At 58.7% G+C, this 13,693-nt stretch carries 15 protein-coding genes and 1 riboswitch; of the genes, 9 read left to right on the top strand and 6 right to left on the bottom strand.

The features are described 5' to 3' along the window. Window positions 1-69 precede the first annotated feature (69 nt). Window positions 70-1,008 carry a DMT family transporter gene (locus AC2FFD_RS14310; RefSeq protein ID WP_496873407.1) on the top strand — a complete coding sequence of 313 codons (939 nt, stop codon included), beginning with the start codon at window positions 70-72 and terminating at the stop codon, window positions 1,006-1,008. On the opposite strand, the gene AC2FFD_RS14305 is transcribed toward AC2FFD_RS14310, so the two are convergent. Then, window positions 1,003-1,398 (bottom strand): hypothetical protein, encoded by a 396-nt coding sequence (locus AC2FFD_RS14305; protein ID WP_496873406.1) that lies wholly within the window; start codon window positions 1,396-1,398, stop codon window positions 1,003-1,005. The two genes, AC2FFD_RS14310 and AC2FFD_RS14305, sit on opposite strands and share 6 nt — an antisense overlap. A gap of 182 nt (window positions 1,399-1,580) precedes the next feature. Next, window positions 1,581-2,693 (bottom strand): S-(hydroxymethyl)glutathione dehydrogenase/class III alcohol dehydrogenase, encoded by a 1,113-nt coding sequence (locus tag AC2FFD_RS14300; protein WP_496873405.1) that lies wholly within the window; start codon window positions 2,691-2,693, stop codon window positions 1,581-1,583. Window positions 2,694-2,823: 130 nt separating this feature from the next. Between AC2FFD_RS14300 and AC2FFD_RS14295 the strand changes: the two genes are divergently transcribed. Then, the gene (locus AC2FFD_RS14295; protein WP_257599580.1) at window positions 2,824-3,111 is read left to right on the top strand and encodes an I78 family peptidase inhibitor; all 288 of its coding nucleotides are present in this window, start codon (window positions 2,824-2,826) and stop codon (window positions 3,109-3,111) included. A 62-nt stretch (window positions 3,112-3,173) separates the two neighbouring features. Beyond that, on the top strand, window positions 3,174-4,826 hold the full coding sequence (locus AC2FFD_RS14290; protein ID WP_496873404.1) for a Y-family DNA polymerase: 1,653 nt from the start codon (window positions 3,174-3,176) through the stop codon (window positions 4,824-4,826). A gap of 3 nt (window positions 4,827-4,829) precedes the next feature. Here the strand turns inward: AC2FFD_RS14290 and AC2FFD_RS14285 are convergent, their stop codons facing one another. Further along, the gene (locus AC2FFD_RS14285) at window positions 4,830-5,555 is read right to left on the bottom strand and encodes an SDR family NAD(P)-dependent oxidoreductase (protein WP_496873403.1); all 726 of its coding nucleotides are present in this window, start codon (window positions 5,553-5,555) and stop codon (window positions 4,830-4,832) included. Window positions 5,556-5,748: 193 nt separating this feature from the next. On the opposite strand from AC2FFD_RS14285, the gene AC2FFD_RS14280 reads away from it, so the two are divergent. The 5 genes from AC2FFD_RS14280 to AC2FFD_RS14260 are packed head-to-tail and all read left to right on the top strand — an operon-like array spanning window position 5,749 to window position 9,955. Beyond that, the gene (locus tag AC2FFD_RS14280) at window positions 5,749-7,080 is read left to right on the top strand and encodes an NAD(P)/FAD-dependent oxidoreductase (RefSeq protein WP_496873402.1); all 1,332 of its coding nucleotides are present in this window, start codon (window positions 5,749-5,751) and stop codon (window positions 7,078-7,080) included. Continuing rightward, window positions 7,034-7,579 (top strand): hypothetical protein, encoded by a 546-nt coding sequence (locus tag AC2FFD_RS14275; RefSeq protein WP_496873401.1) that lies wholly within the window; start codon window positions 7,034-7,036, stop codon window positions 7,577-7,579. The genes AC2FFD_RS14280 and AC2FFD_RS14275 overlap by 47 nt, the downstream gene beginning before the upstream one ends. Then, window positions 7,579-8,802: an MFS transporter gene (locus tag AC2FFD_RS14270; protein WP_496873478.1), complete on the top strand. Its 1,224-nt coding sequence runs from the start codon at window positions 7,579-7,581 to the stop codon at window positions 8,800-8,802. Before AC2FFD_RS14275 ends, AC2FFD_RS14270 begins: the two co-directional genes overlap by 1 nt. After that, entirely contained in the window at window positions 8,799-9,416 is a 618-nt protein-coding gene (locus tag AC2FFD_RS14265) for a DUF3833 domain-containing protein (protein WP_496873400.1), read from the top strand. The genes AC2FFD_RS14270 and AC2FFD_RS14265 overlap by 4 nt, the downstream gene beginning before the upstream one ends. After that, window positions 9,413-9,955: a DUF3833 family protein gene (locus tag AC2FFD_RS14260; RefSeq protein ID WP_480685779.1), complete on the top strand. Its 543-nt coding sequence runs from the start codon at window positions 9,413-9,415 to the stop codon at window positions 9,953-9,955. The genes AC2FFD_RS14265 and AC2FFD_RS14260 overlap by 4 nt, the downstream gene beginning before the upstream one ends. Window positions 9,956-9,984: 29 nt before the next feature. Here AC2FFD_RS14260 and AC2FFD_RS14255 read toward each other — a convergent pair whose 3' ends face one another. After that, entirely contained in the window at window positions 9,985-10,209 is a 225-nt protein-coding gene (locus AC2FFD_RS14255) for a hypothetical protein (RefSeq protein WP_170346793.1), read from the bottom strand. Between the two features lie 526 nt (window positions 10,210-10,735). Beyond that, a riboswitch (cobalamin riboswitch) is annotated at window positions 10,736-10,939 on the top strand. A gap of 258 nt (window positions 10,940-11,197) precedes the next feature. Between AC2FFD_RS14255 and AC2FFD_RS14250 the strand changes: the two genes are divergently transcribed. Next, entirely contained in the window at window positions 11,198-11,494 is a 297-nt protein-coding gene (locus AC2FFD_RS14250) for a hypothetical protein (protein WP_496873399.1), read from the top strand. Between the two features lie 355 nt (window positions 11,495-11,849). Here AC2FFD_RS14250 and AC2FFD_RS14245 read toward each other — a convergent pair whose 3' ends face one another. Together AC2FFD_RS14245 and AC2FFD_RS14240 are read right to left on the bottom strand one after the other, a co-directional pair. Then, a complete protein-coding gene (locus AC2FFD_RS14245) occupies window positions 11,850-12,785 on the bottom strand; it encodes a mechanosensitive ion channel family protein (protein WP_171172690.1) in 936 nt (311 codons plus the stop codon). A gap of 55 nt (window positions 12,786-12,840) precedes the next feature. Beyond that, window positions 12,841-13,656: a response regulator gene (locus tag AC2FFD_RS14240; protein ID WP_480685778.1), complete on the bottom strand. Its 816-nt coding sequence runs from the start codon at window positions 13,654-13,656 to the stop codon at window positions 12,841-12,843. Between the last annotated feature and the right edge of the window lie 37 nt (window positions 13,657-13,693).

The raw sequence follows: 13,693 nt of genomic DNA, 5'->3' as shown, positions 1-13,693 counted from the left end.
GTTAGTCAGAGACAAGACAGCCCCTTTTGTGCTGCCCCTTCACATCGACACATCACCCGAGGCCGACCCATGAGCACTCAGAACACCACCCTCCGGGGTCTTGGCTATGCATTCGCGGGCTTTGCGGTCTTTGCCACCCATGACGCGCTGATCAAGACGCTGGGCGGGACCTACTCGGTGATGCAGATCATCTTTTTTGCCACGCTATTTTCCTTTGTCCCGATGGCAGTGACGATCTTGACGGACCGGACCACGGGCAACTTCCGGCCGCATCACCCCTGGTTGGTGTTGCTGCGCTCGGGTCTGATGGTCACAGCCATGTCCTGCGCGTTCTATGCCTTTTCGGTCCTGCCCCTGGCCGAGGTCTATTCGTTGCTGTTTTCTTTCCCGCTGATCGTCACGGTCCTGTCGATTCCGATACTGGGCGAAGTCGTCCGGGCCCAGCGCTGGGCTGCGGTTGGCGTGGGTCTGATCGGGGTACTGATCGTTCTGCGCCCCGGCGCAACGGATATCACGCTCGGCCATCTGGCCGCCCTGATGGCCGCATTCTGCAGCGCCTTTGCATCGGTGCTGGTGCGCAAGATCGGGAACGAGGAACGCTCGGCCGTCCTGATCCTGTATCCGATGCTGCTGGCTATTGCTGTGATGAGCGTTGCCCAACCCGCCGTATATCAGCCGCCATCCCTGCTGCATCTGGCGATGATGGCGCTGGTTGGCGTATTCTCGGTGATCGCCCAGCACCTGATCATTCTGGCCTATCGGGCTGCGCCCGCAGGGGTCATTGCCCCCAGCCAGTACAGCCAGATCATCTGGGCGACGCTGTTCGGCATGATGTTCTTTGGCGAAACGCCCGACATGTGGGTCGCAGTCGGGGCCAGCATCATCATCGCTTCGGGTGTCTACGTTGTCTGGCGCGAAAGCCGGGCGAATACGACGTCGGTCAACACTCCGGTTCTGCGCGTGCGGTCGCCTCGATCAGATACAGGTGCGACACGGCCGGGCTCATGATGCTAAGCAGAAAACATCTCTGCCGCTTATGATCCAAATCTTAGAGAACTTTGACCCCGGGTTTTCGCACGCCTCCAATGCGGATAACTTCCACTCAAGATCTTCAAAGTTGTCTAAATCCGTATTTGAGTAGATGAGGAGTTGATCTACGTCTGAACTCGATTTCTTAGCTTTTGAAAAGATTGCTCTTTGAACCAGGTTTCGAAACTTGGGTTTTCTTTGTGGGTCCATCAAGCCTATGTCACGGCTGATTGGCTCTTCTGAAGCTTGTACATTTTTTGCGAAACGCGTCCACTCTGCTTGCTCGCGAGGATCGCAAGCTTCGACAACCTCAATACCAATGTTGATTCCCTGACCGGTCAGAATGAAATCCGGGTTCTCACTTTCCACAACTTCCAGCGGAAATTTGAGTTGACCGCTTTGGTTCTGAAAGTCCAGGAGGAGCCGAAGACAAAATCTTTCGAGCTCCTTCTGCCGTCCTCTTCGCTCCAAACGAGGGGGAGCCGAAGCCCCCCATGTCCTTAGTATTTCATAGAGTTCGGAACTAGTTTGAGCGACGAAGGCCTCTGACACTAGTAAACGACCACCGACCGGATGCTTTCGCCCTTATGCATCAGGTCAAAGCCGTGGTTGATGTCGTCCAGACCCATGGTGTGGGTGATCATCGGGTCGATCTCGATCTTGCCGTCCATGTACCAGTCGACGATCTTGGGCACATCCGTGCGACCGCGCGCGCCGCCGAAGGCGGTGCCGCGCCACGACCGGCCGGTGACCAGCTGGAACGGACGGGTCGAGATCTCGGCCCCGGCGGGCGCCACGCCGATGATGATGGATTCGCCCCAGCCCTTGTGCGCCGATTCCAGCGCGGCGCGCATCACCTGCACGTTGCCGGTGGCGTCAAAGGTGTAATCCGCACCGCCCTTGGTCAGGTTCACCAGATAGGGCACCAGATCGCCCTCGACCTCGGACGGGTTGACGAAATCGGTCATGCCGAATTTCTCGGCCATCTCGACCTTGGCGGGGTTCAGGTCGACGCCGACGATCTGATCGGCCCCGGCCAGACGCAGGCCCTGAATCACGTTCAGACCGATACCGCCCAGGCCGAACACGATGGCGCGGCTGCCGATCTCGACCTTGGCGGTGTTGATCACCGCGCCGATGCCCGTGGTCACACCGCAGCCGATATAGCAGATCTTGTCGAACGGCGCGTCCTGACGCACCTTGGCCAGCGCGATTTCCGGCAGGACCGTGTGGTTCGAAAAGGTCGAACAGCCCATGTAATGCAGGATCGGATCTCCATCCAGCGTCGAAAAGCGCGAGGTGCCATCTGGCATCAGGCCCTTGCCCTGCGTCTCGCGGATGGCCTGGCACAGGTTGGTCTTGGGATGCAGGCAGTAATCGCATTCGCGGCATTCGGGGGTGTAGAGCGGGATGACGTGATCGCCCGGCTTCAGGCTCGTTACGCCCGGGCCGACCTCGACCACGACGCCGGCGCCTTCATGGCCCAGAATGGCCGGGAACAGGCCTTCGGGGTCGGCGCCCGACAGGGTGAATTCATCCGTATGGCAGATGCCAGTGGCCTTGATTTCAACCAGAACCTCGCCCGCCTTGGGGCCTTCGAGGTTTACGTCCATCACTTCCAAAGGTTTGCCCGCCTGTACGGCGACGGCAGCACGGGTACGCATGGTATTTGTCTCCCTGTCACTTTTGCCCCGACCCTGCGTCAATTGCAGGGTGTTTTCAACTGTGCTTTCTTGGCAGGTCGGCTAATTATTTGATATTGCAGAAACGACATTGCCAGAATGAGGAACGCCAATGCTCCGTTTTTTACCGATCTTTATCCTTCTGGCGGCCTGCGCAGACACAAGCATTCCGCAGGATGTTGCCGTTGTCTCAGAAGATGCACCGGTCGATCTGGCCTTTTGCAAGGGTGAGCCGTTTGCCGATACCGTTGGCCAGCCGATTTCGACCATTCAGGCGAACCTGCCCGAGCGGTCGCGCGTACTTGGACCCGATGACATCGCCACACAGGATTACCGCATCGACAGGCTGAACGTCTATGTGGACGGCGCCGGTGTTATTCAGCGTCTGACCTGCGGGTAAGCGTGGACTCGGCAGGTGATTCTCAGATAAGAACAAAATAAGAACATTTTGATGTCTGCCCGATGCCCAAACGCCGAATACTCTCGCTGTGGTTCCCCCGTCTGGGGGCCGAACGGCTGATCCGCGCTGCGCGGGGCCTGCATGGCGGGCCTTTGGCCGTTGTGGCCGAACAGTCGAACATGCAGGTCATCACCTCGCTGAACTCTGATGCACAGGCCGCTGGTCTGCGCGTGGGCCAGCCGGTGCGCGATGCCCATGCCATGTGCGCCAGCCTGATCACCCGCCCCCGCAACACCCCGGCCGAGGCCGCGTTTCTGACCGCGTTGCGCCGCTGGGCGGGCAAGTTCAGCCCCTGGGTGGCTGAAGAGGCCCCCGATGGCCTGATCGTTGACCTGTCAGGTTGCGCCCATCTGTTCGGCGGTGAAGAGGCCTTGCTGAGCGTGCTTGAAACCGACTGCGCCGATATGGGCCTGAGCGTGCAGATGGGCATCGCCGACACGTTGGGCGCGGCCTGGGCGCTGGCCCGCTATGCCGGGCAAGAAGCCACATCCGACCGCAACGGCGATGCGATTTCCCAAGAAGCCCGCGCCACCCGCGCCCGCGCCGGCAAGCGGCGGCACTGGACCAGGGGCGGCGCCGCGCCGCAAGTCGTGTCGCTGGGCGGTGGCGCGCGGATTGCCGCGCCGGGGCAGGCCTATGGCGCGCTCAGCCCCCTGCCCATCGCGGCGCTGCGGCTGGACGATCAGACCGTAGCGCAGCTGAACCGGCTGGGCCTGCGGCGGATCGGCGACCTGCTGGGCCAACCGCGCGCCTCGCTGGCCCGCCGGTTCGGGCGCGGGCTGGTGCTGCGGCTGGATCAGGCGATGGGCAGCGCGCCCGAGCCGGTCTCGCCCGCCCGTCCGCCACATCACTTTGCGGTGCGGATGACTCTGCCCAACCCGATTGGCTTGGTCGAAGACGTGATGGCTGCCGTCGATCGGATTCTGCCAACGCTCTGCACCAAGCTGGAAGAGAAGGGGCGCGGGGTCCGCACGCTGCGTCTGGAAGCCCACCGGGCCGATCAGGCCGCTGAGGTTATCGAGATCGGCCTGGCCCGTCCGACCTATGACAAAAATCGTATTTGCCCTTTGTTAGAGATGAAAATTGACAAGATCGACGCTGGCTATGGCATCGACATGCTGCGGCTTGAGGCGATCCAGACGGAACCCATCCATGCCCGCACCATCGCCGGTCATGCCGAAGCGCGCCGTGTGGCCCGCAACCGGCTTGAGGGCAATACAGCCGTGGATGATCTTACGGCCAAGCTGGGCGCGCGGGTGGGGCTGGATGCGATCACGCGGCGGCACCCGGCGGCCTCGCACATCCCCGAGAAAACGGCGCAGACGCTGGCGGCGGCCTGGTCGGAACCCGCGCGCGACTGGCCTGCCCCGCCGCGCCCCCGGCCTTTGCTGATGTGGCAGCCCGAACCCGTGATGGCGCCGGAAACCCCGAATCTGCCCTGCACCTTTCGCTGGCGTGGGCGCGACTGGCGTCTGGCGCAGGCCACCGGCCCGGAACGTATCGCGCCGGAATGGTGGCTGGATGACCCCAACTGGCGCAGCGGGGTGCGCGATTACTGGGTGGTGGTGACAGAACAGGGGGAACGCCTGTGGTTGTTCTACGGGCACGGAGGCACGATGTCCGCAGGCTGGTTCTGTCAGGGACAGTTTTGTTAGAGTCTATTTCCCACGATAAACCAGCAGGTCCGGCAGGTAGTCAATCAGACGAATGAACCAGGAAAACGGTGCCGGAAAATCCGCACGGAAACGGCGGCGAGACATTGCCTTGACCACGCGATCCGCCGCATCCTCGGGCGTCATCAACATCGGCATCTTGAAGCTGTTCTTTTCGGTCAGTCGGGTCTTGATGAAGCCGGGATTGACGATACGCACTGTCACGCCAGTACCCGCCAGATCATGCCGCATCGTCTCGGCCAGCGAAATCAGCGCGGCCTTGCTGGCGCCATACCCGATTGCGGCGGGCAGCCCGTGATACCCGGCCAGTGACCCGATCAAAGTAACCTCTCCCTGGCCAGCCCGGACAAAGCCCGGAACGGTTTCACCCAGAACCCGCAGCGCACCCAGATAGTTCACATCGCTCATCCTGAGGGACGCTTCGGTGTCCCATTCGGCCGAACGCATGGGGTCATAAGCCCCGGCATTGTAAACCAGCCCATCGACATGCCCCGCCTCGGCAACAGCCGAACGAACAGAGTCTAAATCGGTTACATCGCACCGGATCGCGCGCGCATCCGGCAATTCTGAGCAAATCTCGGACAACCGCTCCAAATTGCGCGCCGACAGGATCAGGGACGCACCCTTCCGGCCAAGCGCCTGCGCCAAAGCGCGGCCCAGACCTTCGCTTGCGCCGATGATCCAAATGGTTTTCCCGTCAAAGCTGCTCATGTGTGGGCCGATTCAGTTGTGTGTCACAATAATACGGCCTCGCATCCGCGTTGGATCAAAACGGTGGCGCAAGTCACGGAAGCTCAAACCAGAAGTCACGAGGTAGTGCATCTGTTAAAAACTTCCAATCGGATTGATCCACTTGTGCCTACCCTGCGTATCTTCTTGTAAAACGTCACATAAAGAGGCTGGAATGTTCGACGAAACCCGGGATGTACGGAAGAAGATCGCGATTGTAGGTGCAGGCATTTCGGGTCTCTCCGCCGCTTACTATCTTTCAGAAAACAACGACGTGACGGTCTATGAGGCCGAACCGCGACTTGGTGGCCATGCCCGCACGGTGATGGCTGGGAAGAACGGGGACCAACCGGTCGATACGGGCTTCATCGTCTTCAACTATGCGACCTACCCCTATCTGACCCGGCTATTTGATGAGCTGGGCGTACCCGTGATCGAAAGTGAGATGAGCTTTGGCGCGACCATCGACAATGGCCGCATTGAATACGGGTTGAACAACCTGCGCACTCTGACCGCTCAAAAGCGCAACCTGGCGCGCCCGGCCTACTATAAAATGATCGCCGATATCCTGCGGTTTGGCAAAGAAGCCCCCGAAGCCGCCAAGGACGACGACACCACGATTGGTGAGTTGGTGGACCAACTGCGGCTGGGTCACTGGTTTCGGCACAATTATCTGATGCCGATGTGCGGTGCCATCTGGTCTACGCCGGTCGAGTTCGTGGATCAGTTCCCCGCACGTTCTTTGGTGCAGTTCTTCCGCAATCACGCTTTGCTGGCAAGTGGTCGTGCAAACCAGCATCAATGGTACACGGTCAAAGGCGGCAGCATAGAGTATGTTCGCCGAATCGACGCAGCCCTTCGTGCGCGGGGGGCAGAAATACGTCTGGCCAGCCCTGTTCAGAATGTATCCCGTGACGAGATGGGCGTCACCATCCACAGCCGAGGGGCCGTGGATCAGTTCGATGAAATCATCCTGGCCACCCATTCGGACCAGTCGCTTGGCATTTTGGGTGAAGGCGCGACCCCCGCGGAAGCAGCTGCATTGGGCGCGATCCGCTACCAGCCGAATACGGCCATACTGCATTGTGACCCAGGTCAGATGCCAAAGCGGCGCGCCTGCTGGTCAAGCTGGACCTATCGTTCGCAAGCCGGAGATGTGGGCGTGACCTACTGGATGAACCGGCTTCAGAACATTCCGGACAGTGACCCGCTGTTTGTAACGCTGAACGCCTCAACAGAAATTCCCGCGGATAAAATCTATGATCAGGTCGAATTTGCCCATCCGGTATTCGACAAGGCCGCCCTGAAGGCGCAAGGGCAAATCCGCGAGATGCAGGGACAGAACCGAACCTGGTTTGCCGGCGCTTACAACCGGCACGGATTTCACGAAGACGGGATAGCCAGCGCGATGCATGTCGTTGCTCGAATAAATGGCGCCCCGCAAACCATCGGAGCTGACAATGGCATTCCTGGGAAAGACACGGCCATTTCTGTCGCCGCCGAATAAGGCGATATGGCGCACGGCGTTTCTTGCACTTTCTTTGCTGATCCCCAAGGGGCTGATCGCATCGCCGGTCACGGAAGAGCTGAACGATGCCCAACTGCGCGGAACCGCGACGTTCCGGTATCTGGGTTTTCCGATCTATGACGCCAAACTTTATACGCCCAAGGGCGCGCCGTTCAGTTGGAGCGAAGATATCGCCCTGCAACTGACCTATCGCAAGAACATCAAGAAGAAAGCGCTGGTCAACTCGACGCTGGACGAGATGGACCGCATCGGCCGTTCAGCGCCCGTTCGCGACGAACTGAACCGGTGCTTCAAGGCCGTGGCAAAAGGGGACAGCTATCTGGCGGTTTCCGACGGTCCCGACAAGGTCAGTTTCTGGCTGAACGGGCAAAAGACCTGCACCATGGCCTATCCGGGCATCAAACGCAGTTTCATGTCCGTATTCCTGGGGGACAACACGCGGTCCGCGTCCTTCACGCGCAGGCTACAGGGGCGATGATGCTCTATCCCCGGGTCAGTCTCTATGCGCTGATGCTTGCTGCGGCGGGTATTCCTCTTTATATCCACTTGCCGCGCTTTGCAGCAGTGAACCTGGGTATTGGCCTTGGGGTCATTGGTGCCGTTCTGCTGGTGATCCGTTTGGTGGATCTGGTGCAGGATCCGTTGATTGGTTGGGCAATCGACCGATGGCCCGGCGGCCAGCTTGCATTTGCGGCGATGGCGGCTTTGGGGCTGGCGATCGGGTTTCCCCTGCTTTTCAATCTGCCGCAGGGTGCCAGCGTGCCGGAACTGGTCGCAATCCTGATCTTGCTGTTTTCAGCATACAGCCTGGGAACCATTATTCTGTATGGTCGCAGCGCAACTTTGGCAAAGCGAACCGACCCGAAAGAGCTGATGACACTGGCCGCCTATCGTGAAGGCGGGCAGTTGACCGGCGTGGTCATCGCAGCCAGCGCACCAGCCCTGTTGGTTGCTTTCGGAGCTAAATCCCAAGGCTACCCCGCTTTCGGAATGTTTCTGGGACTGCTATCCATTCTGACCCTGGTGCTGACTGTCCCGATCTGGCGACGGACCCCGATAACAGGAACAGGTTTGTCTTTTTCTGGACTGGGTCAGGCCGGCGGCTTGCGCCTTCTTGCACTGGCTTTGGTAAACAGCCTTCCGGTTGCCATCACTTCAACCCTGTTTCTGTTTTTTGTGGAAGACCGGCTGCAACTGCCGGGCAAGGCGGGTCCCTTGTTGATCCTGTTCTTCCTGAGTGCAGGCGCGAGCGTCCCGCTCTGGGCAAAGCTCAGCAACAGGATTGGTCCGAAACAGACTCTGATAATCGCCATGCCGCTCTCGATCGCTGGCTTTATCGGCGCGGCCACACTGAGTGCAGGAAACCTTACCGGGTTCGCCGTCATCTGTCTCGCCTCGGGCGCGGCGCTGGGCGCGGATATGGTCGTGTTGCCCGCCATGTTCTCGATCGTGCTGACCCGGGCCGGGCTGAACGCATCAGCCGCGTTTGGCATCTGGTCCTTCGCTGGCAAACTGGGCCTCGCCCTGGCTGCCTTTTTCACTCTGCCACTGCTGGAACGCAGCGGTTTCACCCCCGGTCAAACCAATTCCGCACAGGCACTGACCACACTCAATCTTGCCTATGCGGTGCTGCCCTGCATCCTGAAAGTCGGAGCGTTCGGGATGGTGTTGACCCTGCCTGCCGAGGTCACAAGAAAATGAACGCTTTCACCATCATCCTTCTGGTCCTTCTGACCGCTGCCTTCATCCGCGCAAGGCTGCTGAGTTTTCGCGCGCAATCGCCGTCCGATTACAGCGGCACCGGGCCAGGTTTTTCGCTGAAAAAACACCTGAACGGAGAGATCTTGTCCGAGGGCCTGATCTATGGCCCCAACGGCAAAATGTCGAACAGCTTTGTCGCGCGCATGTCCGGTGAATGGCAAGGCAACGCGGGCACGCTGACCGAGTACTTCACGTATTCCAACGGAAAACAGATGACCCGCAAATGGTACCTGACGCTGGGAACCGGAGACACATTCACGGCAATGGCGGATGATATCGTGGGCGAAGGTCGGGGTGTCATCTCGGGGTCAACCGTGAAACTCACCTATCGCATCATCCTGCCCGAGGACGCTGGCGGGCATACTCTGGATGTCACCGACTGGATGTACCTGACAGAAACCGGCGTCATCATGAACCGGTCCGAGATGCGCAAATTCGGCATCAAGGTCGCGGAACTTGTCGCCACGATGCGTGCAAACCCGAAATCAAAACCGATCCACGCGATTGGTTCGAACGGGTATGACGCGACTTCGGAAGGGAAGCCGTTGCAATGATCACCTTTCGCTCTTTCATCGCCTGCGTCGCCATCACGAGTCTCGCGCTTCTGGCGGCCTGCTCCAGCAAACCCAAAGTACCAAAAACATTTCTGTCGGACCGACAGTTGAACCTCGAGGAATTCTTCGACGGTAAAACCGTGGCCTACGGTCAGTTTCAGGATGTTCTGGGAAATATCCCCCGCAGATTCACGGTTGATATCGACGGGACATGGGACGGCGAAACCCTGACCCTGATCGAAGACTTCGTCTACGATGATGGCGCGACGGAACAACGCATCTGGACATTGACCAAAACCGGAGAGGATACATGGACCGGTACGGCGCCTGGCGTACTGGGCACCGCCAGCGGGATTGAACGCGGGGATACGTTCAACTGGAAATACAAGATCGACCTGCCGATCAAGAACGGGACCATGCGTGTCAAGTTCGACGACTGGATGTGGCTGCTGGATGACGACCGTCTGCTGAACCGCGCGTATGTCTCACGCTATGGCGTCCGTCTGGGTGAAGTCATCCTGTTCTTCGAGAAGAAATAGGGCCGCCAGGCCCGGTTTCATCACAACAGTCAGTAGAAAATAAACTCGTCCACCAATGCGGTCGTCGATCCCTTGACCTCTCCGGCCGTGTTCGCCCTTGGCCCGTCCGAGGCTGCGCCCTCGGCGCGTTCGCCGCATTCGATTTTCAAACGCGCGCGTTCTATCTGCCCCCAGAGGAAAAACAGACCATCCCGTTTTCCCATGAGGCGCGCAGGAACCCTTGCCCGCAAAACACCTGTTTTCGGTTTTGGCATCTGCTCTCTTACTGCCTCCGGTGTTTTCCACCATTGTCGGAAAACGTAATGGTTTTTCCGAAAAAAGACAATTTTTTATGGACAAAATGAGGTTTTCTACCATCCGTTGACAGGATGGGCTGGCAACTCTCGCATGACGGATATTCGCCGTCTTTACCTGCCTCATGGCAAGCCAGCACCATCCCGCACGGATCAACGTCACCCAAACGGGCATTGCTGCAAACCGCTTTCCTTTGGCCTGACACTCTCTTTCCCAGCCAAGGTCAGGCGACGCGCAACGTTTCGTTTCTGATCACAGCGACCAGGCCGTCGCCGTCGCGGTTGGGGGTCAGTTTGACGGCGTGGATGTCAGACGTGGCCGCATACACCGCAAGGCCATTGGACCCGCAGAACGCCGTGCTTGCGGGCCTGCCACGCCCCTCAGCCAAGGACCGTGATCCCGGTGCTGTCCACTTTGCCGGAATGTTTCCATGTCTGTTTTGAAACCGGAAATGCCGCCAGCATTTCAGCGCCCAAGCGGGTAAAAAGTACGCTGCCATCGTGAGGTGCCGCTGTTTGATTCTCAGGCAGCGGAGAATTGGGAAGCCGGTGGAATTCCGGCACTGCCCCCGCAACGGTAAGGAAGGTCAGGTTCGACAATCAACCACTGGGACGAGGATCCCGGGAAGGTGTCGCAACCGGGTGCAAGCCCCTTTCAAGTCCGGAAACCAGCCTTGCAGATATGTCAAACCGCGGGTGGCGGTGGGGGCACGGGTTTCGGACGTGGTCCTCGCCCTTGAGGCCGTCCAGCTCGATCCTGGTCTTCTCTTCGGCCGAATACTGTTTGCGTGTGGCACGGCGGATGTCATTGACAACCTTCTCGCCGTGGCTCTTGCGTGTTCCGGGTTTCTGTCTCATCTCCACTCCTTGGTGGGTACGATGTGCCAGAAACCCTCTCTTATCAAATCGACTTAAACTGTCCCATTGGCGCTGACGTCACACAAGCAGGGTGGAAAAACCGGAAAAGGACGCAGGAAACCAGTTCAAAGTCGTCGTCACTCCGGGCGAGTTCTTTGACAAGCACGGGAGCCCGATTTCGACCGAAAACGGCTGCCCCCCCAATCTGAAAGAGGACGTTCATCGTGCCATAGTGAGCGTTTCGGATTCAGAGGAAGCTGTCACTTTGCAACGGAGACAAGACGAGTCGGGCGCTGAGTTCATGCGTCGCTTCGACCAGACAGGCATCGAGATAGGTAAGAAGGTTGGCACGACCGTTTGCCTGCCCTGGGATGCCAAGTGGACTTAATTGCATGTTTGAGCTTCGAGCCAGCCGGAGTCTGAGCGTGAAATGACTGATTAGGATCATATTGACCAGCGCTGGGCCTACCAAGACAGGTACTGCCGCTCAGGTTCTAGCCCAAGGATTACTATTCGTGACAATCTCCTCTGGCTTGTGTCTCTTCGTTGCCATGCTGATCTTCGGTTTTCCCAAGCATAATGGCGGACCACTTCATTGGGAGAGGATCAGGCCAACTCATTTTGGCGTTTCAGTCGCGGCAATCATTTTAGCGACCCAGCCCGATGACCGCACCTCCGTTGCTCAAACCCCTAATTTTGTCTGAAGAGTGCTGGCTTCAGGCATCTGGGGTCAACAGTCAAGGTTACTCTGCCGCGATCGCTTTTTCTCGCTGAGTCTTTTCGCCTTCAATCAACAGAGTGCGGGTCGGAAACGGAATATTGATATCCGCTTCGTCCAACGCCTCTTTGACTTTGCGCTTCATGTCTGCCTGGTATTGGAAGTAGTCCGAAGACTTGCACCAGACGCGGACAAGAAAATCGACGCTGCTGCTGCCAAGATTGTTCACCTGGATGAACGGTTCGGGGTCAGCCAGCGAACGGGCGTCCGACATGATCGTCTCGCGAATGACGCGCTCGGCCTCCGCCAAGTTGACGCCGTATCCAACGCCAAACGTCCACTCGGCACGACGGGTCTCGTAGACGGAATAGTTCTTGATGGTGTTTCCCCACACCTCGGCGTTGGGAACGATAACCTTGACGTTCCCCATATCCGCAATTTCGGTGTAGTTCAGGGTGATATCTTTTACAGTTCCGAGCACCCCATTCACGTCGACGAAATCGCCGATCTTGAGCGGCCGGAACAGGATGATCATCACGCCGGCTGCAACGTTGGACAATGTGCCTTGCAACGCAAGACCAATGGCCAAACCGGCGGCACCGATCAGCGCGATGATCGACGTCGTCTGCACCCCGAACGTGTTCAGAATGAACAGCCCGGTAAACGCCAGGATCGTATAGCGCGCCAGATTGCCAAGAAAGTTGAACAACGTATCGTCCAGGCGTTCCGATTTTTCACCGACGCCCCGGATCTTCCGGCTGACATATCTTGAAATCACAAGCCCAAGCACCAACAGGATCAGCGCGGCGATCGTGTTCGCGACAAGGCCAAGAAGGGCCTCGAGCGTCAGCAGGTCGCTCAGCGATTTCCCGTCATACAGCTCGGTATTCAGAACTTGCGACAGTTCGGCCCAAACGGTGTTCGTCACGTTCTCTGCGGTCTGTGCAATCTCGTTTTCCATGGTGTTCCTCGTGTTTCATCGCCTGAGTTTTTTCTTGCAGCGCGGTCCTGCCGGGTCAGACCTCGATCACGGCGCTAGAGGCAAAGAACATGGCCTGGCTGACGGCCGATTTGACCTGTTCTTCGGTGTAGGGTTTGGAAATCAGAAAGGCGGGTTCGGGGCCTTTGCCTGTCAGAAGGCGCTCGGGGAATGCGGTGATGAAAATGACGGGGCAATCGCCGTGCTGGGCAATGATGCGGTTCACCGCATCGATTCCGCTAGATTTGTCCGCCAGCTGAATGTCCGACAGGATCAGGTCGAACGGCTCGCGCTTGGCCAGGTCAATGGCGGCGGTCTCGGTGCGTGCGACCCCGATGACCTGGTGGCCCAGGTCGGCCACCATCGTCTCAAGATCCATCGCGATGATTGCTTCGTCTTCGATGATCAAAATGCGGCCAGAAGTGTGGCGAGCCATTTCCTCGTAGGCGATATCGATCAGCTTCTGAGCCTCGGCGGGTTCTATCTGCATAATTGCGGCGATATCGCTGACCGAGAACTCTTCGACCGTCCGTAGCAGCAAGGCCTCGCGCGTGTTCGGCGTCAGGCGTGCCAGCTGGGCGTGGGCGCGCGATTGGATGTCAAAACTGCCGCCATCAGCGTCAACGGGCATTCCCGACGTTGACCATATACCGTGAAAAACACGAAACAACGCGACCCGCGGCGCGAGATCGGCATCGAACTGGGCGGGATCTGCCAATATCGCCTCAAGCGATGCTGCGGCGTAGGCGTCGCCACTGTCCTGTGAACCGGTGAGGGCACGGGCATAACGGCGCAGAAACGGCAAGAGCGGGCCAATTTGATCTGCGACGGAAACTCCGGTCAGCTCGGTCATCTATGTTTTCCTCATTTTTTTCACTAAACTCGGGAAC

It is taken from the genome of Ruegeria sp. YTSC002, assembly GCF_059609845.1.
The sequence above is the reverse complement of the archived record's forward strand: the minus strand, read 5'-3'. Positions and strand labels throughout refer to the sequence as shown.